General features: G+C 63.2%; 28 protein-coding genes. 12 read left to right on the forward strand and 16 right to left on the reverse strand.

Annotated elements, in window-relative coordinates:
• The coding region (locus tag FJ940_RS28080) for a WYL domain-containing protein (RefSeq protein ID WP_140562420.1) at positions 1 to 358 on the forward strand (358 nt) is incomplete at its 5' end.
• A 62-nt stretch (positions 359 to 420) separates the two neighbouring features.
• On the opposite strand, the gene FJ940_RS28085 is transcribed toward FJ940_RS28080, so the two are convergent.
• The 3 genes from FJ940_RS28085 to FJ940_RS28095 form a co-directional block, all read right to left on the reverse strand.
• Positions 421 to 1,113 carry a DUF1013 domain-containing protein gene (locus tag FJ940_RS28085; RefSeq protein WP_140517606.1) on the reverse strand — a complete coding sequence of 231 codons (693 nt, stop codon included), beginning with the start codon at positions 1,111 to 1,113 and terminating at the stop codon, positions 421 to 423.
• 324 nt (positions 1,114 to 1,437) lie between these two features.
• Complete coding sequence (locus tag FJ940_RS28090; RefSeq protein WP_140500528.1) at positions 1,438 to 1,578, reverse strand: DUF1127 domain-containing protein; 141 nt, start codon at positions 1,576 to 1,578, stop codon at positions 1,438 to 1,440.
• A 195-nt stretch (positions 1,579 to 1,773) separates the two neighbouring features.
• Positions 1,774 to 2,784 (reverse strand): NAD(P)H-quinone oxidoreductase, encoded by a 1,011-nt coding sequence (locus FJ940_RS28095; protein WP_140500527.1) that lies wholly within the window; start codon positions 2,782 to 2,784, stop codon positions 1,774 to 1,776.
• Positions 2,785 to 2,905: 121 nt separating this feature from the next.
• On the opposite strand from FJ940_RS28095, the gene FJ940_RS28100 reads away from it, so the two are divergent.
• The 3 genes from FJ940_RS28100 (at position 2,906) to FJ940_RS28110 (ending at position 4,726) form a co-directional block, all read left to right on the forward strand.
• Positions 2,906 to 3,100, forward strand: a complete 195-nt coding sequence (locus tag FJ940_RS28100; protein WP_140500525.1) for a DUF1192 domain-containing protein — start codon at positions 2,906 to 2,908, stop codon at positions 3,098 to 3,100.
• A gap of 83 nt (positions 3,101 to 3,183) precedes the next feature.
• Positions 3,184 to 4,431, forward strand: a complete 1,248-nt coding sequence (locus FJ940_RS28105) for an MFS transporter (protein WP_140500523.1) — start codon at positions 3,184 to 3,186, stop codon at positions 4,429 to 4,431.
• Between the two features lie 31 nt (positions 4,432 to 4,462).
• Positions 4,463 to 4,726 carry a metalloregulator ArsR/SmtB family transcription factor gene (locus tag FJ940_RS28110; protein WP_140500522.1) on the forward strand — a complete coding sequence of 88 codons (264 nt, stop codon included), beginning with the start codon at positions 4,463 to 4,465 and terminating at the stop codon, positions 4,724 to 4,726.
• A gap of 35 nt (positions 4,727 to 4,761) precedes the next feature.
• Here FJ940_RS28110 and FJ940_RS28115 read toward each other — a convergent pair whose 3' ends face one another.
• Together FJ940_RS28115 and FJ940_RS28120 are read right to left on the reverse strand one after the other, a co-directional pair.
• Positions 4,762 to 5,418 carry a glutathione S-transferase family protein gene (locus FJ940_RS28115; protein ID WP_140517605.1) on the reverse strand — a complete coding sequence of 219 codons (657 nt, stop codon included), beginning with the start codon at positions 5,416 to 5,418 and terminating at the stop codon, positions 4,762 to 4,764.
• 50 nt (positions 5,419 to 5,468) lie between these two features.
• The gene (locus tag FJ940_RS28120; protein ID WP_140658561.1) at positions 5,469 to 6,353 is read right to left on the reverse strand and encodes an alpha/beta hydrolase; all 885 of its coding nucleotides are present in this window, start codon (positions 6,351 to 6,353) and stop codon (positions 5,469 to 5,471) included.
• 89 nt (positions 6,354 to 6,442) lie between these two features.
• On the opposite strand from FJ940_RS28120, the gene FJ940_RS28125 reads away from it, so the two are divergent.
• From FJ940_RS28125 to FJ940_RS28135, 3 genes are all read left to right on the forward strand, one after another.
• Positions 6,443 to 6,964, forward strand: a complete 522-nt coding sequence (locus tag FJ940_RS28125; RefSeq protein WP_140500517.1) for a helix-turn-helix domain-containing protein — start codon at positions 6,443 to 6,445, stop codon at positions 6,962 to 6,964.
• A gap of 76 nt (positions 6,965 to 7,040) precedes the next feature.
• Positions 7,041 to 7,274 (forward strand): hypothetical protein, encoded by a 234-nt coding sequence (locus FJ940_RS28130; protein ID WP_140658563.1) that lies wholly within the window; start codon positions 7,041 to 7,043, stop codon positions 7,272 to 7,274.
• Positions 7,275 to 7,463: 189 nt separating this feature from the next.
• Entirely contained in the window at positions 7,464 to 7,895 is a 432-nt protein-coding gene (locus tag FJ940_RS28135) for a heme-binding protein (RefSeq protein WP_140562417.1), read from the forward strand.
• Positions 7,896 to 7,897: 2 nt separating this feature from the next.
• Here FJ940_RS28135 and FJ940_RS28140 read toward each other — a convergent pair whose 3' ends face one another.
• From FJ940_RS28140 to FJ940_RS28175, 8 genes are all read right to left on the reverse strand, one after another.
• Positions 7,898 to 8,299, reverse strand: coding sequence for a hypothetical protein (locus FJ940_RS28140; RefSeq protein ID WP_140500511.1), 402 nt, complete (start codon positions 8,297 to 8,299; stop codon positions 7,898 to 7,900).
• A gap of 180 nt (positions 8,300 to 8,479) precedes the next feature.
• A complete protein-coding gene (locus FJ940_RS28145; RefSeq protein WP_140562415.1) occupies positions 8,480 to 9,433 on the reverse strand; it encodes an agmatinase in 954 nt (317 codons plus the stop codon).
• Positions 9,434 to 9,464: 31 nt separating this feature from the next.
• Positions 9,465 to 10,139, reverse strand: a complete 675-nt coding sequence (locus tag FJ940_RS28150; protein WP_140658565.1) for an amino acid ABC transporter permease — start codon at positions 10,137 to 10,139, stop codon at positions 9,465 to 9,467.
• Entirely contained in the window at positions 10,136 to 10,795 is a 660-nt protein-coding gene (locus FJ940_RS28155) for an amino acid ABC transporter permease (RefSeq protein WP_140658567.1), read from the reverse strand. Before FJ940_RS28155 ends, FJ940_RS28150 begins: the two co-directional genes overlap by 4 nt.
• Positions 10,796 to 10,896: 101 nt before the next feature.
• Complete coding sequence (locus FJ940_RS28160) at positions 10,897 to 11,754, reverse strand: transporter substrate-binding domain-containing protein (protein WP_140658569.1); 858 nt, start codon at positions 11,752 to 11,754, stop codon at positions 10,897 to 10,899.
• 2 nt (positions 11,755 to 11,756) lie between these two features.
• A complete protein-coding gene (locus FJ940_RS28165) occupies positions 11,757 to 12,251 on the reverse strand; it encodes an Lrp/AsnC family transcriptional regulator (protein WP_140500504.1) in 495 nt (164 codons plus the stop codon).
• Positions 12,252 to 12,597: 346 nt separating this feature from the next.
• Positions 12,598 to 12,780, reverse strand: coding sequence for a 50S ribosomal protein L32 (rpmF, locus tag FJ940_RS28170; protein WP_008834724.1), 183 nt, complete (start codon positions 12,778 to 12,780; stop codon positions 12,598 to 12,600).
• 142 nt (positions 12,781 to 12,922) lie between these two features.
• Positions 12,923 to 13,684 (reverse strand): transglycosylase domain-containing protein, encoded by a 762-nt coding sequence (locus FJ940_RS28175; RefSeq protein WP_140625012.1) that lies wholly within the window; start codon positions 13,682 to 13,684, stop codon positions 12,923 to 12,925.
• 78 nt (positions 13,685 to 13,762) lie between these two features.
• Between FJ940_RS28175 and FJ940_RS28180 the strand changes: the two genes are divergently transcribed.
• The 5 genes from FJ940_RS28180 (at position 13,763) to FJ940_RS28200 (ending at position 18,708) form a co-directional block, all read left to right on the forward strand.
• On the forward strand, positions 13,763 to 14,680 hold the full coding sequence (locus FJ940_RS28180) for a polyprenyl synthetase family protein (protein ID WP_140625011.1): 918 nt from the start codon (positions 13,763 to 13,765) through the stop codon (positions 14,678 to 14,680).
• A 70-nt stretch (positions 14,681 to 14,750) separates the two neighbouring features.
• Entirely contained in the window at positions 14,751 to 15,506 is a 756-nt protein-coding gene (locus tag FJ940_RS28185) for an SDR family oxidoreductase (RefSeq protein ID WP_140558866.1), read from the forward strand.
• 207 nt (positions 15,507 to 15,713) lie between these two features.
• Positions 15,714 to 15,932, forward strand: a complete 219-nt coding sequence (locus FJ940_RS28190; RefSeq protein ID WP_140517598.1) for a hypothetical protein — start codon at positions 15,714 to 15,716, stop codon at positions 15,930 to 15,932.
• A 13-nt stretch (positions 15,933 to 15,945) separates the two neighbouring features.
• Positions 15,946 to 16,188 (forward strand): hypothetical protein, encoded by a 243-nt coding sequence (locus FJ940_RS28195; protein WP_140525753.1) that lies wholly within the window; start codon positions 15,946 to 15,948, stop codon positions 16,186 to 16,188.
• 180 nt (positions 16,189 to 16,368) lie between these two features.
• Positions 16,369 to 18,708, forward strand: coding sequence for a response regulator (locus FJ940_RS28200; RefSeq protein WP_140658571.1), 2,340 nt, complete (start codon positions 16,369 to 16,371; stop codon positions 18,706 to 18,708).
• Here the strand turns inward: FJ940_RS28200 and FJ940_RS28205 are convergent, their stop codons facing one another.
• From FJ940_RS28205 to ispG, 3 genes are read right to left on the reverse strand one after another with little or no spacing between them, the layout of a single operon-like run.
• On the reverse strand, positions 18,709 to 19,548 hold the full coding sequence (locus tag FJ940_RS28205) for a Stf0 family sulfotransferase (protein WP_224671103.1): 840 nt from the start codon (positions 19,546 to 19,548) through the stop codon (positions 18,709 to 18,711).
• Between the two features lie 34 nt (positions 19,549 to 19,582).
• Positions 19,583 to 20,431 carry a lytic transglycosylase domain-containing protein gene (locus tag FJ940_RS28210; RefSeq protein WP_140517597.1) on the reverse strand — a complete coding sequence of 283 codons (849 nt, stop codon included), beginning with the start codon at positions 20,429 to 20,431 and terminating at the stop codon, positions 19,583 to 19,585.
• 5 nt (positions 20,432 to 20,436) lie between these two features.
• Positions 20,437 to 21,687 (reverse strand): flavodoxin-dependent (E)-4-hydroxy-3-methylbut-2-enyl-diphosphate synthase, encoded by a 1,251-nt coding sequence (gene ispG, locus FJ940_RS28215; protein WP_140558864.1) that lies wholly within the window; start codon positions 21,685 to 21,687, stop codon positions 20,437 to 20,439.
• Between the last annotated feature and the right edge of the window lie 53 nt (positions 21,688 to 21,740).

Consider the following 21,740-nt stretch of genomic DNA (forward strand, 5'->3'; position numbering starts at 1 on the left):
GATCCACACGCCGATGTGGGTGGTGAGCGATGCCGCGCGCGAGGCGATCGACCTGATCGAGCGCGCCATCGAGAAGCGCCAGGTGCTGACCATCGACTATTCGGACGAAGCCGGCCGCGGCACCGCCCGCGACATCAGGCCCTTGGGCCTTTGGTTCTGGGGCAAGGTGTGGACGCTGGTCGCCTGGTGCGAGATGCGCGACGATTTCCGCGCCTTCCGCATCGATCGCATCGCCTCGGTGGTCATCGCAGGCCGCGTCTTCAAGCCGGAGCGCGGCAAGCAGCTCGCCGATTTTTACCGGGCGGTGGAACGCAGCGAGGATTACGGCATGGCGCCGGACCGTGCGGCGCGAAGCTGAGGTCTCCCAACCCGTAAAAAAGCCCGCTCGAAGCGGGCTTTTCGGTCGAGTTCGCGAGAATTCTACTCCTCGTCGTTATCCCTGTCCTTCGACTTCAGAGCCGAGAGCTTGGCGAACACGGCGTTGGCGTCGAGTTCGGCATCCTCGTCCTTCGGCTTTTCGGGAGCCGGAACCAGGCGCTCGGTCAGCGCCGCCGGCAGCAATGTGTCGCCGACCGGCTGTGCCTGCTCGCGGCCGCGCGATGCGCGGTTGACTTCCATGTCAAGATCGATCTGCGAGGCGAGACCGAGCGTCACCGGGTCCATCGGCTGCAGGTTGGCAGAGTTCCAGTGCTTGCGCTCGCGGATCTGCTCGATCGTGGACTTGGTGGTGCCGACGAGGCGCGAGATCTGCGCGTCCTTCAATTCGGGATGGTTGCGCACTAACCAGAGAATGGCGTTCGGTCGGTCCTGACGCTTCGACAGCGGGGTGTAGCGCGGCCCCTTGCGCTTGGATTCCGGCACCCGCACCTTGGGGTCCGAAAGCTTCAACCGCTGGTTCGGATCCTTCTCGGCACGCGCGATCTCGTCGCGGGTCAACTGGCCGGTCATGATCGGATCCATGCCCTTGATGCCTTGCGCCGATTCGCCGTCGGCGATCGCCTTGACCTCGAGCGGATGCAGCCCGCAGAACTGTGCTATCTGCTCGAAGGAAAGCGCGGTGTTGTCGACCAGCCAGACAGCGGTCGCCTTTGGCATCAGCAGCGTATTGGCCATTTTAAAAATCCTTCTCGTTCGCCCGCGTTCCCGCGCGGGCGGTGGTTTAGAGCCACCAAAATGGGAAATTCGCAGGTTATATAACCGCTCTCCGGCGGTTCCGCAATGTTTTTGGGAAGGCGTTTTTGGGAACGCCCGTCGATCTGGCAACCACACCGGGGCAGATCAATCACGGGCGGCATGAAAATGGTGCCGCGAATATGTTTGGGGTCCAGAAAGACAAAACCCGCCGGACAGGTCCGGCGGGTTCGGAACCGGCGACGAGCAAGCGTCTGCGGCGGCTCTGCTTTGCGACCCCGCCTTGCGGCGGGGCGGTTCTTGAAGTCAGATCGCCTGGCGGGCGATCTTTTCGATGTCGGCGCGGTTGATGCCGAGATCGCTGAGCTGGCGCGCGTTGAGGCGGTTCAGTTCGCGCACGGTCTCGTTGTACATACGCCAGTTACGGAAAGCGCGGATCGGGTTCATGTCAGTCCTCCAAATGGGGTGTTCGTTTCGATGATGCTCAAATAGTCATCATCGAGCGGCACTTGAATGGCTGATTTTGCATAGCAATGATGCAAATGCTGCATTGCACCATTAAGCTTTTGTTCAGCTTGCAGGCAGGGGCCGGGTCGCGGGTATGAGCCCGCCTCGGCCAGCCGGGCATCGGCAATGTTCCCGTCAGCCGACGTCGAGCACGATCTTGCCGATATGATCGCCTTCCTCCATACGCTCATGCGCCCGCCAGGCATCGGCAAGCGGGAAGATCATGTCCATGACGGGCGCGATCCGGCGCGTGCCGAGCAACGGCCACACCTGCGCTTCGAGCGCGGCTGCCAGCGCCGCCTTGAACTCGACGGTGCGCGGCCTCAGTGTCGAACCGGTATGAACAAGCCGCTTGACCATGATTTTCGAGAAATCGGCGCTCGCCACCGCGCCGCCTTGCAGGGCGATCTGGACGATCCGGCCCTCGACCGCCGCGGCCTCGTAGTTGCGCGCCACATAGTCGCCGCCGACCATGTCGAGGATGACGTCGGCACCCTTGCCGCCCGTCGCTTCCTTGACCGCTGCGACGAAATCCTCCTCGCGGTAGTTGATCGCCCGGTCGGCTCCGAGCTTCAGGCAGGCATCGCATTTCTCCTTGTTGCCGGCCGTAGTGATGACATGGGCACCGAAGGCCGATGCAAGCTGGATCGCCGTTGTGCCGATACCCGAAGAGCCGCCATGAACCAGCAGCGTTTCGCCTTTCTTCAAGCCGCCGCGCTCGAACACATTGTGCCAGACGGTGAAATAGTTTTCCGGCACGGCCGCCGCTTCCGTGTGGGTGAAACCGGCCGGCAGCGGCAGCACGCTGCCGGCATGAACCTTGACATATTCGGCATAGCCGCCGCCGGGGGTGAGCGCGCAGACGCGCTCGCCAAGGCGCCAGCGAGAGATTTCGTCGCCGAGCGCGGCCACTTCGCCCGACGCCTCCAGGCCCGGCAGGTCCGACGCACCGGGCGGCGGCGGATAGGCGCCCTTCCGCTGCTGCACGTCGGGCCTGTTGACGCCGGCGGCGCGCACCTTGATCAATATCTCGCCGGGACCGGGCACAGGCACATCGCGCGTCTCCGGTTTCAGCACCCTGGGCCCACCCGGCTCGGAGATCGCGATGGCCGTCATCCTTGCCGGAATTTTAGATCCGCTCGCCATGAAATCTCCCGTCTTTCCTCGCCGCATTCTTGCCGGCTGTTTGCATCGACGCCCCTGCCCTATGTATGCTCATTGGCAAATCAGGCAAATGGCCAATCGGTATGGCGGAGGAGGAGCACAAATGGCGATCTTCGACGACGAACCCAAGAAGAAGGCGCGTCCGCACGAGATCGGGCAGGACCTGTCGCTGCTCTCCGTCGGCGAGTTGTCGGAACGGATCGGCATCCTGCGTGACGAGATCGCCCGGTTGGAGGCTGAACTCAAGTCGAAGGACAGCACCAAATCCGCGGCCGAGGCGCTGTTCCGCCGCGGATAAGGCCGAAAAGACCCGCCTCCGAAAAGCCCGAATGCGACTGTCTTCAGACTCTGCGTCTCTCCTCGATTCCAGCCGGATCAAAAATGCTCGCAGCCTACAGACCGATCCTTTCGCTGCTTCGCGGCACCGCATTCCTCTTGGCGGCGTCGGGATTGCACGGCTTGCTGTTGCCGCTACGCGGCCAGGTGGAAGGCTTCTCCACCGCATCGCTTGGCCTGATGGGCACAGCCTGGGCCGGCGGCTTCGTCACCGGCTGCTTCTTTGCACCACGTATTGTGCGCCGTGCCGGCCACGTGCGCGCCTTCGGCGCCTTCGCCGCGTCCGGCGCCATCGTTGCGCTGCTCACCGGATTGGTCATCGACGAATATGTCTGGATCCTGTTGCGCGCCTTCACCGGCTTCACCATGGCCGGCGCCTTCATGGTCATCGAAAGCTGGCTGAACGAAAAGGCCACCAACGAGAATCGCGGCACCGTCTTCGGCCTCTATATGATGGTTACCTATGCCTCGATCATGGGCGGGCAGATGATCGTCGCCGGCGGCGACGTGAAATCGGCCTCACTCTTCATGATCACCGGCATCCTGTTCTGCCTTTCGCTGATCCCGACCGCGGTTTCGACCGCCTCGCACCCCAAGCCGCTCCAGGACGTCAAGCTCGACGTCAAGGGGCTCTACGCCAACTCGCCGGTCTCGGCCATCGCTTGCGTCCTCATCGGCATCGCCAACGGCGCATGGGGCACGCTTGGCGCCGTCTATGGCGCCCGCATCGGCATCTCCACCGCTGAGATCGCCTTGATGATGAGCCTGGTGGTGGTGGCGGGTGCCGCCATGCAGCTTCCGGCCGGGCGTTTCTCCGACAAGACCGACCGGCGCTTCGTGCTGGCGGGTGCCGCTTTCGGCGCTGCGCTGTTCGCGCTCTTGATCTTCCTGTTCGAGCCGCGCTCCGGCGTCTTCGTCATCGTCTTCACCGCCGCCTACGGTGCTTTCGCCTATACGCTCTATTCGATCGCCGTGGCGCATGCCAACGACCACGCCAGTGCCGAGGACTTCGTCAAGGTTTCGGGCGGCCTGCTGCTGCTCTATGGCTTCGGCACCATGATCGGACCCTTGCTGGCGGCCGCCCTGATGGGCTGGATGCGTCCGGAGGGCCTGTTTCTGGCGACCGCCTTCGCGCATCTTTCCCTGGCAGGCTACACGCTGCTGCGCATCAGCCGCCGCGCGCCGGTGCCGATCGAGGACCGCGACGCCTTCAAGACGCAGCCCGCCGACCGTTCGGTGACGCCGGAAGCATTGCGGCTTGACCCACGAAGAAAAGCAGAAGCAAACGGTTGAGATTCGAAGAACTTTGCCCCACAAATGAGGCATGATGCTTTCCGACGCCTTCATGGCGATCGCCGATCCCAACCGGCGCCATCTCCTGGAAGAACTTCGACGCGGTCCCAAAACCGTTAATCAACTGGCAGCCGGGCTGCCGGTCTCACGTCCGGCCGTATCGCAGCATCTGAAGGTGTTGCTCGATGCCGGCCTTGTCCACGCCAAGGCAGAAGGCACGCGGCGCGTCTATACGGTGAGCAATGCCGGCTTCCTGAAACTCAACATCTGGCTCGACCAATTTTGGGAGACTTGATCGTTCCTGTTCAAACGACCGGTCACGCACCACGATCAGCCATCATTATAGGGGAAGAGCTTGAAATAGGGCTGCGCCTCCTCAATCACCTGGGCGAAGGCCGGCCGCTGCAACAGCCGGTCATGGTAGCGACTCACGGCAGGATATCTGTCGCCGAATGGCTCGACCTTGTTGGCGTAGAACAGGGCCGGCGAGGCCGCGCAATCGGCCATGGTGAAGGCGTCGCCCACAGCCCAGTTCCTCGACGCCATCTCCTGCTCGATGATCGCGTAGGAATTGCGCAACTGGTCGCGCGCCTGTTCGACGCCGAACGGATCGGTCCTACGTTCCGGGCGCAGCCGGTCCCCGACGATCTTCTGCATCGGTTCCTGCACATAGAGATCGTAAAAGCGATCGGCCTGGCGAACCGCGATTGCGAGGTCGATATCGGCGGGGACGAGGTCGACCGGTCCGGGATAGTGCGCGGCCAGATACTCGATGACGAGGGTCGACTCCAGCACGGTGCGGTCGCGCGCATCGTCACGCAAAGCGGGCATCTTGCCCCAGGGCGCTATCTTCAGGAAGGCCGCTCGCGACTGCTCGTCGCCGAGATCGACGATGACGGACGCGAACGGCGTGCCGTTCTCGTAGAGCGCGATCAGCGGCTTCCAGCAAAACGAGGCCAGCGGATGATAGTGAAGCGTCAGGGACATTTTTGCTCACCTGTCTCGGGGTTCACGTCGTCTAGTACCGAAATGTTTACTTAACTATTGCCCAAACTTGTGGCGTCAGGACCGCGCTTTGAGTGCCAATCGGCCCGGATATGAGCAACGATGCCGGCGACGATCACATCCCAATCGTCCGGATGCAGTTCGTGGCCACCGCCTTCAACCCGGAGAAGTTTCGCGCCGGCGACCGCCCCGGCCAGCGCTTCGCCATGCTCGACCGGAAAGATGGGATCGGCCGTACCATGGATGACCAGCAGCGGCGCGTTCATCTCGTGCAGTCGGCCCCTCCATCGGTCACTATCGCCCTTGAGCAGGAAATGATTGGTCGCGCTGAGCAGGCCGGCGGAGCGATCGTAGTCCCGCTCGATGAAGGCTTTCATGCGGCCCTCGTCGAAGGGATGTGCTGTGCTGGCGATCGCCTTGGCATCTTTGATCATGAAGTCGATGACCTGGCGGCGATCCGACCAGTCAATGTGCGCGCCTTCAGCCGAATGTTTGATATAGGCATCGCTGGTCTGCGGCAGGTACGAGGTGTCCACCCCCATCGGCGAGCTGCTGATCACGGTCAGCGACGCGACACGGGACGGGTGCTTGAGCGCCACGAGCTGCGCGATCATGCCGCCCATCGACATGCCGGCGATATGCGCCTTGTCGAGGCCGTGGCTGTCGAGAACGCCGATCGCATCGTCGGCCATGTCGTCGAACGTGTAGGGCGGCTCTCCCGGCGGGTATTTGGTCGAGCGGCCGGTATCTCGATTATCATAGCGGATTACGAACAGTCCCGCGGCGGCGAGTTTCCGGCAAAACGCCTCCGGCCACCACAGCATTGAGGCCATCGCTCCCATGATCAGCAGCAGAGCGGGGTCGGCGGGGTCGCCAAAGGCTTCGGATATGATAGTGGGGCGTCCAGTCTTCGTCATCGCGTGGCCTCCTCATCTGCTTGCACTTTGCAATCGGTTGCACCATAATAAAACCGATACAATAATGCAACCGGTTTTGGAGAAATCGAATGAACATCGATCGCCGCTCGGGTTGCCCGATCAATCTTTCGCTGGAAGTATTCGGCGACCGCTGGAGCCTGATCATCCTTCGCGACATGATTTTTGGCGGCAGGCGCCATTTTCGCGAGTTGCTCAACGGGTCGATGGAAGGCATTGCTTCCAACATACTGGCCGACCGGCTGAAGCGGCTGATGGATCTGGGCATGCTGACCAAGGCCGACGATCCTTCGCACAAGCAGAAGGCGATCTACAGCCTGACCGAAATGGCGATCACCCTGGTGCCGATCCTGGCCCATCTCGGCGCCTGGGGCCGCGTCTGGCTGCCGGTCAGCGAGGAATTGTCGATCCGGGCCGAGCTTCTGGAAAAGGGCGGGCCGCCGCTATGGGAGAAATTCATGGATGAGTTGCGCCACGAGCATCTCGGCACGCCCCTCGATGCAGCGTCCGGCCCCTCTGTACGCGCGACCCTGCAGGCCGCCTATGAGGCCGTGCTCGCCAGCAAGGCTCTCGGCGCCAACCCGGCCGCGTGACCAACTATTTTCCCCGTTGAATGGCCGGCTCTGCTACAAGAGGCCGAAAATCACGTCACGAGATTGGAACAGACTCTTGGTTGAGAACTCTAGGGATACTGCCCGCGCGCGCGCCGATCTGCGCTTCAAGAAGCAGGAGGAAGCGACCACGGTCCGACAGAAGGCGATGGCCGAGTATGTCGCCGAGAGCGATGCCCGCAAGGTCAAGACCGACAAGCTGCGGGCGCTGCGGCTGGCCAAGGAAGCCGAAGACCTTGCCAACGCGCCGGCAGTGCCCGCCAAGAAGCCCGCCCGCGCCAAGAAGAAGTAGCACGCCGCTCCCGGTTGCTTCGTTGCCGGCCCTGAGCCGGTGGCCGTTGATCGCATTTGGTGGATCGCGGCATAGGCGCGATCCGGATCGGCGCGTTCACCCCGCTTTCCACGAAGCAATTTCAACCGGAACCTGGATTGCCTCGTCCGGCTGGCTGCCGATGATTATCCGTTCAAACAGGAGATCGCCATGACCGCACTGCCGCTCGACAAAGCCCTCGAGATCATCGATGCCGCCTTCACCAAGGGCGCGGAGCTCAAGCTCAGGCCGCTCGGCGTCTCGGTGCTCGACGCCGGCGGCCATCTCGTCGCCTTCCAGCGCCAGGACGGCGCCTCGTTCCTGCGCCCGCAAATGTCGGCCGGCAAGGCCTATGGCGCGCTCGCCATCGGCATGGGCTCGCGCCGCGTCGAGGCCTTCGCCAAGGAGCGCCCGCATCTCATGACCGGCATCTCCGACGTCTCGGGCGGACGCGTGTTGCCGGTCGTGGGCGGCGTGCTGATCCGCGACAAGGCAGGCAGCATCATAGGCGCGGTCGGTATTTCGGGCGACAGCTCGGACAATGACGAAGCCGCCGCCATCGCCGGCATCGAGGCCGCCGGCTTCACCGCCGATCCGGGCTGAGGCTAATTCAGGTTGATATCCCTGCTCGCCGACCGCATCGACACCGAGAAGCCGGCGAGCACGTCGAACAGCGCGATGATCATCAGCGTGAAGAAGACCGAATGCGCGGCGCCCTTGACCAGTAGGAACTCGACCAGGAAGGCCACGAAGACCAGCGTCGACAACAGATGGTCCATGATCGAGGCGTTCGTAGTGCGCGCCGATTTCACGATCTCGACGAAGAGGAAGATGAGCCCGATCAGCACCATAAGGTCGCCGAGCGTCATCGAGAACACCCCGCCGGACATCATGCCGACGGAAAAGACCTCGCTTGCCCAGGGATCGTCACCGCTGCCGAATATTCCGAGCAGCCCGAGATTGTAGAGGACAAAGGGCACGATCAGCAGCGGGACGGCACCGAACATCTGGCGTCTCCATTTGGGGGCACCCCTTTGTAGAGTGCGCCACCGGCACGCCGTCAAGAATTTTCGCAGCACGCCCCAAACACGCTAGAAAACCGAATGCAACAACGATGTCAGCCGGTTGTCCGGCCGACATCTTTGAAATCGAGCCGCGGGATGCGTGAACGCGCACCCCGCTCGCGATCAGCGCTTGAAGTAGCCGGCGCGCACGGCCGCGCCGATGACGTTGAGGATGATATGGCCGGCCGTCATCGAGGTGATCTCGTTGACGTCGCGCGCCGGCGCGATCTCGACGATATCCATGCCGACCAGCCTTCCTTTGCCGACCAGCCCCTTGATGAGCTCAATCGTCTGCCGGTAGCTGACGCCGCCCGGCTGTGGCCCCTCGACCGCCGGCATCACCGCCGGATCGAGGCCGTCGGCATCGATGGTGAGATAGTAGCGACCGCCGTCGGGAATTCGCTTCAGGAGCGCGGCGGTGCCGATGTCCTGCCATTCATTGGTGGTGATGATGTTGGCGCCATAGGCGCGGGCGGCCTCGACCTCCTCGGTGCGCGCGCTGCCTTGGCCGCGAACGCCGACCTGAAAAATATCCTTGATATGCGCCATTTCCGAGGCCCGCCGGATAGTGCTGGAATAGCCCTCCTTGACCCCGTTGACGTTGTCACGCCAGTCGAGATGGGCATCGAGCTGGACCAGCGTGATCGGACCCTCGCCGTCAAGCGCCCGGAAGATCGGGATCGGAATGCCGTGGTCGCCGCCGATTGTGATCGGCAGTGCGCCCGCGGCGCGGATCTTGCGGATCGCCGCTTCGGCTCTGCCATAGTGCCCGACATGATCGGCCGCCGCGCCGGGAACGTCGCCGACGTCTACCACCTTGATGTCCTTGCCGTCGAAGACTGGCCCACCAATGTCGAAATCATAGCGGTCGAGCGCCTGGCTGATCCGCTGCGAGGCGCGCCGCACCGCGGTCGGCGCATTGGTCTGGTCGTTGATCAACTCGTCGATCGTGTAGGGATCGCCATAGGGCATGCCGATGATGGCGACATCGGCCTTCAGCGTGTCGAGATCCTCGACCAGCGGAAAGTTCATGAATGTCTGGAAGACATCGCGCGGCGCGGTGGTGAGTTTGGACATGGGGTCTCCTCTGCGTTGAAGCTTTTTTGGATCAGGCGCCACGGCGGGCTGCGAGATGAGGCTGCAGCCTGTGCTCCAGGCTGCGCGAGATCGCTGCCACGAAGGCCGTCAGCCCCCAGTACAGCAATGCGATGGCGGTGAAGATCTCCACCGGCGAGAATGTGCGGCCAATGATGTTCTGGGCCATGTAGGTGAGTTCCGGTACGGTGATCGCCGACAGGATCGCCGATTCCTTGATCAGCGTAATGGTGAGATTGGTGGCCGCGGGCAGGATGTAGCCGAGCACCTGCGGAACCAGGATCTTACGGAAGATAGTCAGGTAGCGCAGCCCCAGCGCGTAGCCGGCCTCGACCTGGCCGTACGAAATCGACTGGATCGCGCCCCTGATGATCTCGGCCGAATAGGCGCTGGCATAGGCTGACAGCGCGCCGATCGAAACGACCACGGGCGAGAGCCTGACACCGAACATCGGCAAGGCGTAGAACAAAAGGAATATCTGGATCAGGAACGGGATATTGCGGAATATTTCGACATAGGCCGAGACGATCGCCGTCGGCACCCGTCCGCCGCGCAGCCGGATAAGCGCCAGCACGGTGCCGAGCGCGAAGCCGAACGGCAATGCGACAGCGCACATCAGCACCGTGTTGCCGAAGCCCTTGGCGAGGATCTGCCAGTTGTCCGCTATGACGGAAAAATCGAAGCTCATGCGCGTGCGCCTCGCGCCTTGAGTTCCAGATGCCTAGTCAGCAGGCTGCATGATAGCAGCACGACGAAATACAGCACCGCCGCGATGCAGAACGCCTCGATCGGCCGGTAGGTGACGTTCATGATGTTCTGCGCGGTGCGGGTCAGTTCCACCACCGCGATCACCGACAGGATCGAGGATGCCTTCACCAGCATGGTGAACTCGTTGACCATCGGCGGGACAATGGCGCGGAAGAGCTGCGGCAGGATGACCTTGAACCAGGTCACGGCAGGCTTCAGCCCGAGCGCCTTGGCCGCCTCGTACTGGCCGGCGGGAATGCGCGTCAGTCCGGCGCGCAGGATTTCGGCGACGAAGGCCGCGCTGTTGAAGCTGAGCGCCAGCACGCCGGCCAGGAGCGGCGGCAGGTCGATACCGACGAGACCCGGCAGCACGTAGTAGACCATGAAGATCTGCACGATCAGCGGCGTGCCTCGGATGAAGCTGGTGTAGACCGCGCCGATCCAGCGGATCACGCGCCAGCGCGACCTGCCACATGCGAGCAGGCCGAAGCCGATCAATGTGCCCACCAGAAACCCCAGCGCCGAGACGCTCAGCGTGATGCCGGCGCCGGCCAGGAATTCCGGCAGGAAGGTCAGCGTCTTTGAAAAATGGAACATTTTTCAGCTCGAATGATCCCTGGACGTCCGGGCCATCCGAGACCGGCGCGTTCAATGACTGGAACCACCGGTCCTGCAGCGCCGGGCGCCTGGTTGGGGGCTTAGAGCGCGCCAGGCGGCAGATAACCCTCGTCGGGCGTCTTCATCTCGAACCCGAACCATTTGAGCTGAAGCTCCTTCAGCTTGCCGCTGTCCTTCAAGTCGCCGATTTTGGCGTTGATGAAGGCGCGCAGGTCCTTGTCCTCCGGCCGCACCACCCAGGAGAGATAGGAGAATTCGCCGATCGAGCCGACGACCTTGTAGGTGTCGGGAACGTTCTTCATCAGAACGGCCGCCGAAGGCGAGGCGATGACGATGGCGTCGACCTGGCCGGAGGCCAGAGCGACATGGGTCTCGGGGAAGGAGGTGAAAAGCTTCAACTCGCCGACACCCTTGCCGCCCTTATCCCTGAGCTCCTTGTCATAGGCCTCGATGATGGGCTGCACGGAGGAGGCGAGTTGCGTGGCCACCACCATGCCGTTGATGTCCTCCGGCTTCTTGATGCGCTCCTCGTCGACGCGCACGACGACGACGTTCTCGAACGAACCGGTTGGCCGCGTGTAGGCGTATTTCGCCGCCCGCTCGGCGTTGATGCCGGTCGAGGTCGCCATCAGGTCGAACTTCTTGGCCAGCAGCCCTGGCAGCAAGCCCTGGAAAGGCAGGTTGAGCTGGTCGAGCTTCACGCCGAGCTGGCTGACCACATAGTCGAGAATGTCCTTGTTGTAGCCGACGATCTGGCCGTCGCGGACGAATTCGAACGGCTCGAACGCGGCCTCGGTTCCGACAAGGATGGTGCCGCGCTGCTTGATTTGGTCGACCAGCCCATCGGCATGGGCGGTGGCAGCGAACGGCAGGAGGAGCGGCGCGGCGGCAAGAAGGGTCAGGACGCGGCGGCGCGAAGCGGAAAGAAACTCACCCATTGTTACCCTCTTTTTTCTTCGGTTTTGCTGTGCTGGTAAGCCCGGCCGCTATGCTTGAAGACGCGACCGATCATGTAGCTCTCGGAATCCTTGATCCCGGGAACGTTGGCCAGTTCACTGACGAGGAAATCGTGCAGGCTGGTCGTGGATGGCAAAGTGAGCTGGATGATGATGTCGAACGGCCCGGTCATGGCGTAAACGCTGTCGACGAACGAGTATTCCGACAGTTTTCGAGCAACGCTGATGATGTGCTCGCGGTCGACGTCGAGCCCGACAATGGCCGCAATGCCGACATCGCTGCGCAAAGGGCGCACGACCGCCTGGATGCAGATATCCGGGTCCTCGAGCACACGGGCCATTTTCCGCCGCACCGTCGCTTCGGTGACGCCGATGCGCTTGGCGATATCCACACTCGACATCCGCCCATCGACTTTGAGTTGGGAAAGGACGGCCTGCTCGGTGTCGTCGAGATCACTTGTGCTGACGAAATCCCACATCGAATTCCCAATCTGTGTCGATTTCCGACTATAAATTCAAAAATCGCATAAGAAACCGTCTATGGCAATCCCACAGATTGCGAAAAACACCAGCGACGCTGCCTCCGGCGATTGCCGCGCATCGGGCTCACGGTTCGATCATTGGGAAAAGTCGTGTCGACCGAGTCGAAGGCGATGTGCGGTATGCAATCGGCCATGCCTCGAGGATGCACGATGAGGCGGCGTCCGGGCCGATCGGAGATCAAGGCCTGGAGACGCAGCTACGCTGTCGGTCGTCGGTCCCGCCAGACGCAAAAAGACCGGCCAGCGGCCGGTCTTTTTAGCTCAAACATCAGGAAAGCTGGTCTCAGCTTTCCTTGGGCGTCAGCACCTGGCGGCCGCGATACATGCCGGTCTTCAGGTCGATATGGTGCGGGCGGCGCATTTCGCCGGAGTTCTTGTCCTCGACATAGGTCGGGGCCTTGAGGGCGTCTGCCGAGCGGCGCATGCCGCGCTTGGACGGAGAGGTTTTTCGTTTCGGAACGGCCATGGATATGCTCCACTACATGGTCAAAAGCCCCGCCCGCCCTCGTGAAAGGGCCGTGTCAGGGGCCGGAATCTGAGAAAGTCGGGTGCCTATACACGCCCGGTGCCGTTTTGGCCAGCGCTGCCCGCGAATTTTTTTATGTCGGCTACTGGAGGCAGCCGACATAAGCGCCGGATCGGCCGGCGCGCCGCTCGATCAGGTTGGCCAGCCTCCTCAGCCCCGGCCCGGGCTTGGCCGGGTTGCGGGCGATCGGATTTGGCAAGCTGACGGCAAGCAGCGCGGCCTGACGGCGCGACAGCTGTTTTGCCGAAATACCGAAATGGTGCCGCGCCGCCGCCTCGATGCCGTATATGCCAGGCCCCCACTCGGCGATGTTGAGGTAGATTTCCATGATGCGCCGCTTCGACATCACCGCGTCGAGATACACGGCCAGCGGCAACTCGACGACTTTACGAACCGTGCCGAGCGGACGGGACCACAAGAACAGGTTTTTCACCGTCTGCATGGTGATGGTCGAAGCGCCGCGCGTCCCCTCGCCGGCCAGCGCGTCGTCGACGACACCCCGCAATTCGCCGAGGTCGACGCCGCGATGGAAACAGAACTGTCCGTCCTCCGACATGATCACCGAATTGGCCAGCACCGGTGCCACGTCGTCGATCGACACCCAGCGGCGGTCATAGCCGGAGAAGGTGGCAAGATCCTTCAGCATCAGCGTCGACACCGGATGCACGAAAGACGGCAGATAGAGAAAGGTCAGCACCGTAGGGATAAGCGCCAGCACGGCAGCCACGACGACACCGCGCCGGACCCAGCGTTTGAGAGCACGACGGTTCACGCCACGGGATCTCGTCGCCATGTCCAGCTTTTCGGTTTCATGATCGACGATCGGTTCCGCCAAGTCGCCCAACCCGTGTCTCTCCCTCCCCCGGCATAATGGCGCTTGTCTTCTTGCGCAACGTCTGAGTGTCGGCTACCGGTCCGGGCCATGACGAATGACGATGAAATGGCGTTCGAAACGGCGCTCGTTGCACGGGCCGCCGCCGTCGAGACGTTGCTGCGGCGATTGCTCGACGACCGCGCGCTCACGGGCGAGATCGCGCGGCCCGGGCGCCTTATGGCGGCGATGCGGCACGGCGTGCTCAACGGCGGCAAGCGCCTGCGCCCCTTTCTGGTGATGGAAAGCGCGGCCCTGTTTTCCGCCGACGGCGAAGCGGCACTGCGCGTGGCGGCCGCACTGGAATGCGTGCACTGCTATTCGCTGATCCATGACGACCTGCCGGCGATGGACGACGACGATCTGCGCCGCGGCCAGCCTACCGTGCACAGGGCCTTCGACGAGGCGACCGCCATCCTCGCCGGCGACGCCCTGCTGACGCTTGCCTTCGACATCCTCGCCGACGAGACTACGGCGCTGCCGGCGGAGCGGCGGGCCGCCCTTGTGCTGGCGCTCGCCCGCGCCGCCGGGGCCGGCGGCATGGTCGGCGGCCAGACGCTGGACCTCGAGGCCGAGCGCATCGCGCCGGACGAGGCCGGGATCATCCGGCTGCAGGCGATGAAGACCGGTGCGCTGATCCGCTTTGCCTGCGAGGCGGGCGCGGTCGTCGCCGGCGTGCCTGCCGGGGATCGCGAAAGACTGGCCGAGTTCGGCTCGGCGATCGGGCTTGCCTTCCAGCTTGCCGACGATCTTCTCGATTTGACCGCGGATGCCGCACAGATGGGCAAGGCGACGGGCAAGGACGCCGCCGCCGGCAAGGCAACGCTGGTGGCGCTGCACGGGGAGGCATGGGCACGCGCCCAGTTGCATGGCCTTGTCCATCAGGCGCATGCGCTGCTCGAACCCTATGGCGAGCAGGCCGGCCTGCTGAAGGCAGCCGCGACCTTCGTGGCGACGCGCAACAATTGAGATCGGGGCAGACCCCGAGGCTTGGCGTGAAGGTTTCTGTTTAACGGGCCAATCGGGAGGATCAGGTTCGATGTCGACCAAATTGTTCGATCTCAGCGGGCGCACCGCCCTCGTAACCGGCTCCTCGCAAGGCATAGGCTTCGCCTTGGCCAAGGGTTTGGCCGAAGCCGGCGCCAGGGTGATCCTCAACGGCCGTGACGAGGCAAGGCTCGCCACCGCGATCAGGCAGATTCCCGGAGCGGAAAAGCTGGCCTTCGATGCTACCGATCATGAAGCGGCTCGCTCGGCGGTCGACGGTTTCGAACTGGACGGCGGAGCGATCGACATTTTGGTGAACAATGCCGGCATGCAATTCCGCGCGCCGCTCGAGGAGTTTCCCGCCGATGCGTTCGAGCGCCTGCTGCAGACCAACGTCGCCAGCGTCTTCCATGTCGGCCAGGCCGTGGCGCGCCATATGATCAGGCGCGGCCGCGGCAAGATCATCAACATCGCCAGCGTGCAGACCGCGCTCGCCCGTCCGGGCATCGCGCCCTACACGGCGACGAAAGGCGCGGTCGGCAACCTGACCAAGGGCATGGCTACGGATTGGGCCAAACATGGCCTGCAATGCAATGCCGTTGCACCCGGCTATTTCGATACGCCGCTCAACGCTGCCCTTGTCGCCGACCCTGCGTTCAGCACCTGGCTGGAAAAGCGCACGCCAGCCGGCCGCTGGGGAAAGGTCGAGGAACTGGTCGGCGCCTGCGTCTTCCTGGCCAGCGAGGCCTCCTCTTTCGTAAACGGCCATATTCTCTATGTGGACGGCGGCATCACAGCGTCGATCTGATCCGCCGCGCCGAACAGGCAGGCGCGCCAAATGCTGCCCGATCGATAACCGGTTGACGCGGAGCTGACATCACTCGTGGCAGCATTCCGCTGTTCGAAGATACGCGGCTGCGGTGGTCTCACTCCCGGCCAGAGCGTTTGGGGACCTTGCGTTTCGGGAACAATTGCACCCGTCGCGACGTTCGGGACCAGAAGCAGGAGGCAACCCATGAACGACAACAAGCATCGCAAACAGCCGAGGCCAAGCGATCGCGACTTGCGCAACGATCCCGGCATCGGCGCATCCAAAGGCACCATCAAGGGTGGCGACATTCTTGACGACGACGAGGAACTCGATGGCGAAAATACTTTTCGGGGCGATGTCGAGAACGACACCACCCCGCAAGGCGGTGTGAACCCCGACCAGACCGGCCGGACGAACAAATAGAGGGAGATATCCCATGACCGGCAAGAAGACCCACGAACAGCAGGTGCAAATCATCGAGGAGCGGGTGAACACCAAGAATGCGGACAAGAATTTCAACGCCGAGGACGAACTGAAGCGGTCGAAGCGGGAAAGAACGGCTCGCCAGCAGGGCCAGTCGCTCCGGGGCGGCGACGTCGATCTGGTCGATGCCGATGACCGTGAAATGCTTCGCGGCTCGAACCAGGAATCCCGGCATCACAAACGGCCCGCGGATTGAAATAATATCCGAAGCTTGACCGTCCCTTGAAGTGGCCGCGGCCCTTCATCTCGGCGCAGCCGGCAGGCTACATGGGAGGCTCGGCGGGAATCCGAAATTCTCGGTCGCCAGAACGAAATCTTAATGTAAATCAAGCGTAATCCCGACCGTTAAAATAATGCGTATGTGTTGGGGTTGCGCATGCCGGAATATTCTTCCTTCATACGGTCCATCCGGAGCCGTTATCTCTCAGGATTGCTGATCTTCGCGTTGGCTTCGCTGGCGATCATGCTCGCACTTGATCGCGTCAATTCCTTCCGCCACCAGATCGATACACTGAGCAGCAACCTTGTCATCTTTACCCGCGATCTGCGCAACGCGACCAGCTTCGCCGAGACGACGGGAACCGCCTGGCGAGCGGAGACGCGCGATGCGCTGACCGCGTCGGCGCGCGGCCATTCGGAACGCCTGACCAGCGAGATTGGGACGCTTGCGGCCCAGATCGCCGCATTGCGTCCACGCCTGTCGACAAAGACGATCAACGAGCTCGAATCCGCTTCGGTCAATGGCGACCTGTTCTGGTCTCCGCGCGACATGATTCGAAACTTCAACCTGATGTCGGTGGCGCAGAAGGTCGATGAGTGGAGCTATCGCGAAATCCGCAACCAGAACGACCTGTTTGCCCAGCCGATGCTGGTCCGCGTCCGCACCGCCATGGACGACGAGCGCCATTTGGCCGATGCCTCCAGTGACCGGCTGCTGCTGTGGGCGAGCGGATTGCTGTTCGCGGTGCTCTCCATCGCCGCTTTCTGGATCTTCCGGCCGATGGAGCAAGCCATCCGCCGCGCCTTCGCCGAATCCGCCGAGTCGCTGTTCAAGGCCGAGGCGGCCGACCGCGCCAAATCGGAATTCCTCGCCAATATGAGCCACGAAATCCGCACGCCGATGAATGGCGTGCTCGGCATGGCCGAGCTGCTGGCCAAGACCGAACTGACCGCGCGCCAGAAGACCTTCACCGACGTCATCGTCAAATCCGGCAACGCGCTGCTCACCATCATCAACGACATCCTCGATTTCTCCAAGATCAATGCCGGCCAGCTCACGCTCGACCCGGCGCCGTTCCGCCTTGCCGAGGCGGTCGAGGATGTGGCCACGCTCGTCTCCGCCCATGTCGCCGAAAAGAACCTCGAACTGATCGTGCGCGTCGACCCGCGCCTGCCGGCCTACGTCGTCGGCGACGCCGGGCGGTTCCGCCAGATTGTCACCAACCTGCTCGGCAACGCGGTGAAGTTCACCGAGAAGGGCCATGTGCTGATCGACGTCGGCGGCGAAACCGTCAATGACGTCGTCCAGCTCAAGTTGCGCGTCGAGGACACCGGCATCGGCATCCCGGCCGAAAAGTTGCAGAACGTGTTCGAAAAATTCGCCCAGGTCGACGGCTCCTCGACCCGCCGTCACGAGGGCACCGGCCTTGGTCTCGCCATCGCCGCCCGCCTCGTCGACCTGATGGCCGGCAAGATTGGCGTCGAGAGCGAGATCGGCCGCGGCTCCGTATTCTGGTTCGCGGTGCCCCTGCCCGTGCATCGTGCCGAGGCTCGCGACGAGATCGTGCCGGTCGACGTCACCGGCGCCCGCGTTCTGGTCATCGACGACAATCCGGTCAACCGCGAGATCCTGCTCGAACAGCTCAGGAGCTGGAGCTTCGACTGCGCCGCCGCCGAAAGCGGTGCGGTCGGCCTGGCTTTCCTCGACCGCGCCTGCCAGCTGGGGGCCGCCGTCGATTGCATCATCCTCGATTACCAGATGCCCGGTATGAACGGCGCCGATGTCGCGAAAGCCATCGCCGCCGACAGCCGGCTGTCGGCCATACCGGTCGTGCTCCTGACCTCGGTCGACCAGGTCGATTTCGGCAAGATGATCATTGATTTCGGCATTGCCGCGCACCTGACCAAGCCGGCGCGCTCCGCGGTCCTGCTCGGCACCGTCATCTCGGTCGTCCAGAAAGCCCGCTCGCAGGTCGGCAGGGCGCAGTTCGTTCGCGAACCCGTACCGGCGCTGCCGCAGGCGGCGCCGCCCGCCTTTACCGTCATCCGCGGCCCGGCAATGCCGGCCGTCCCCGTGCCGGAACCGGCGGTCGCGCCGAATGGTCCGATCGACATCCTCATCGCCGAGGACAACGAGGTGAACCAGTTGGTGTTCGGCCAGATTCTCAACGGGTTGGGCTTGAGCTATCGTATAGCCGGCAACGGCCGCACGGCGGTCGAGATGTACCGCTCGTTGCGCCCGAGGCTGATCCTGATGGACGTCTCCATGCCGGAGATGAACGGTTACGAGGCGACCCGCGCCATCCGGGCGACGGAGGCCTCGGATGGCAGCCACATTCCGATCATCGGCGTCACCGCGCATGCGCTGAAGGGCGACCGCGACAAGTGCATCGAAGCCGGCATGGACGACTATCTGCCGAAGCCGGTTTCACCCGACCGCCTCGGCGCCAAGATCGGCACCTGGCTCAGCGAAACGGTGGTGGCGAAGACGGCATAGCTATACCGTCGACGCCTCGGACGCCGCATCCAGATGATAACGGCGCATCCAGTCGAGGCTTGTCTCGTCGGCAAGCCTTGCGACGCCGGGTCTTATATCCCCAGCATCCGGTGCCTGAACCCCCAAGGCGTCGCAAACGGACGCCAACGTTGCAACCGGATCGCTCGACAGGCGCTCATAGCCGATCCGCAGCGGGATTACCTCTTGCTCCGCGAACCACATGTTCCAGGCAGCGTCATAAGCTCCGAGCTCGGCAACCTCATCCTTGATCCGCCCGAAATCATATTGAGGTTCCCGGGGAGGCCCCACCCTTTCCAGCTCGGTTCCATCAGGAGCGACATGCCAAAGGCCGGTTTGCTGCGCCTTGACCAGCGATACGGCCTGCGCAAGCTTGTCCTCGCGTGACAGATGTATGTAGAGAACACGGCCAAACGCCCTCTCGAAACGAGCTTTATCCGAGACAAGCCCCGGGAAAATCCGGTCGAGTATCGCTGAAAGCTCATCCAGGTTCTCTCGCATCAGGCGCAGGCCGAAAATACCGGTCCCATCCTTGCCGGCGGCGATGGCCGCATTGAGATAGGCGGCATTGAATTCGAGTTCGCCCATCGTGTCGCGGCCGGGCAGCCCCCACTCTTCGGCCCATTCGGGCACGTCCTGCCGCCGATAGAACGAATGAGGATCGCCCGCGGCCTTCGTGGAGGCCAGGAGTTTGCACAGCAAAGTGCTTCCGGTCCTGGGCGTGCCGCAGATAATATATGCGTCGACCATCCTGCGGCCCTCATTGCTCGTTGAAGGCAGGGCAATGCCGGCCAATCCAGGGCCTATAGCCGCGGCCGTCATTTTTATCGCCCCTTCACCCGCAACGACACACCCGCTATCGGTTGCGCACCACCACGCATGCCCCGCCGACACTTTGCAACTTCTGGCAGATAGCGCCGGCGACGGCACGGTCGTCGACCCCGATCCTGACCGCGTAGATGCCGCGCCGGCCGATCGGCGTGCGCACCCGGCTGACCACCGGATCATGCCCGCCTAGCAGGGCCGGGAAGCGGCCTCTCACCCTGAGCCACTGGTTGATCGCGGCGCTGCGGCGGAAATTGCCGGCCACCTGGATTCCCCAGGGCTTTATGTTGATGGAAGCCATCGCCACCGTCCGCGACATGATCACCGGGAGCTTACGGCAGGCCGCGACGAAATCGGATTTCGCGTCGAGCGGTCGCACGCTTCCGGCATAGGCGCGGTCGGCGAACTTATCGACCGGCTCGCCCATAATGTCGAAGACATAGCTTTCGGTTTCCATCGGCAGGAAGCCGCCCGAGCCCAGCCAGCGCGAGACCCGGTTTTCGCCGGCATTGTAGGCGGCGGCCGCCAGGCCGAGATTGCCATAGCTGGTCTTCATCTCGGCGAGGTATTTCGCCGAGGCCGGGATCGCCTGGTTGATGTCGAAGGAATTGGCGAGCCCGCGCATCTTGGCGGTCCCCGGCATGAACTGGGCGATTCCTTCGGCGCCGACCGGACTGACGGCGTTGGGATCGAACCGACTTTCCTTCCAGATCAGCCGGGCGAAGAAATCCCTGGGCAGGCCGTTCTGGTCGGCATGGGCCTGGATCAGGTTGCAGACCTTGTCGATCAGCCGCTGCTTGGCCGATTGCGGCGGATCGGCCTGGGCCAAGGTGGGCCACCCGCACAGCAGGATCAGCGCCACCGGGAGGAAGCGCAGCATTCGACCTACTCTGCCGCGGCCTTGCCGCGACCAAATCGTTGTTCGATATAGTCGGCGACCATCTTTTCGAAATCCTGCGCGATCGACGGTCCGCGCAGCGTCGCCGCCTTCTTGCCGTCGACGAAAACGGGCGCCGTCGGCGTCTCGCCGGTGCCTGGCAGCGAAATGCCGATATCGGCATGTTTGGACTCGCCCGGGCCGTTGACGATGCAGCCCATCACGGCGACCTTGAGGTTCTCGACCCCTGGGTATTTCTCACGCCACGCCGGCATGTTCTTCCTGAGATCGGCCTGGATGTTCTGGGCCAGTTCCTGGAACACGGTCGAGGTTGTGCGGCCGCAGCCGGGGCAAGCGGCGACGATCGGCACGAATTGCCTGAAGCCCATGGTCTGCAGCAATTCCTGCGACACCTGCACCTCGCGCGTGCGATCGCCGTTCGGCTCCGGCGTCAGCGATATGCGGATGGTGTCGCCGATGCCTTGCTGCAACAGGATGCCCATGGCGGCGGATGAGGCGACGATGCCTTTCGAGCCCATGCCGGCTTCGGTGAGGCCGAGATGCAGCGCATGGTCGGAACGGCTGGCGAGCTCGGTGTAAACGGCTATCAGGTCCTGCACGCCGCTGACCTTGGCCGAGAGGATGATCTTGTCGCGGCCAAGGCCGATCTCCTCGGCCATCTCGGCCGAGAGGATCGCCGACTGCACGATCGCCTCGCGCGTCACTTGCTGTGCGGTCAACGGAAAGCCGCGGGCCTGGTTGTCGTCCATCAGCCGGGTCAGGAGTTCCTGGTCGAGCGAGCCCCAGTTGACGCCGATGCGCACCGGCTTGTCATGTTTGATCGCCATCTCGACGATTGCCGCGAACTGCCGGTCCTTCTTGTCCTTGAAGCCGACATTGCCGGGATTGATGCGGTATTTGGCCAGCGCCTCGGCGCAGGCCGGATGATCGGCCAGGAGCTTGTGACCAATATAGTGGAAGTCGCCGACGATGGGCACGTTGATACCGAGCCGCGCCAGCCGCTCCCGGATGCGCGGCACGGCGGCGGCGCTTTCATCGCGGTCTACGGTGATGCGCACGATCTCGGAGCCGGCGCGATGCAGCGCCGCGACCTGGGCGACCGTCTGGCCGACATCGGCGGTATCCGTATTGGTCATCGACTGCACGACGACGGGAGCACCGCCGCCAACCACCACGCCGCCCACATCGACGCCAACCGAGGTGCGGCGCGGGAAGGGAAAGGAATAATATCCGGTCATGCCGGCAGCCTTTAATCTCTGGAGCGCCGCGCGTCCACTTGGACGCACAAAAG

This window comes from Mesorhizobium sp. B2-3-7, from assembly GCF_006442695.1.
Lineage (GTDB): Bacteria > Pseudomonadota > Alphaproteobacteria > Rhizobiales > Rhizobiaceae > Mesorhizobium.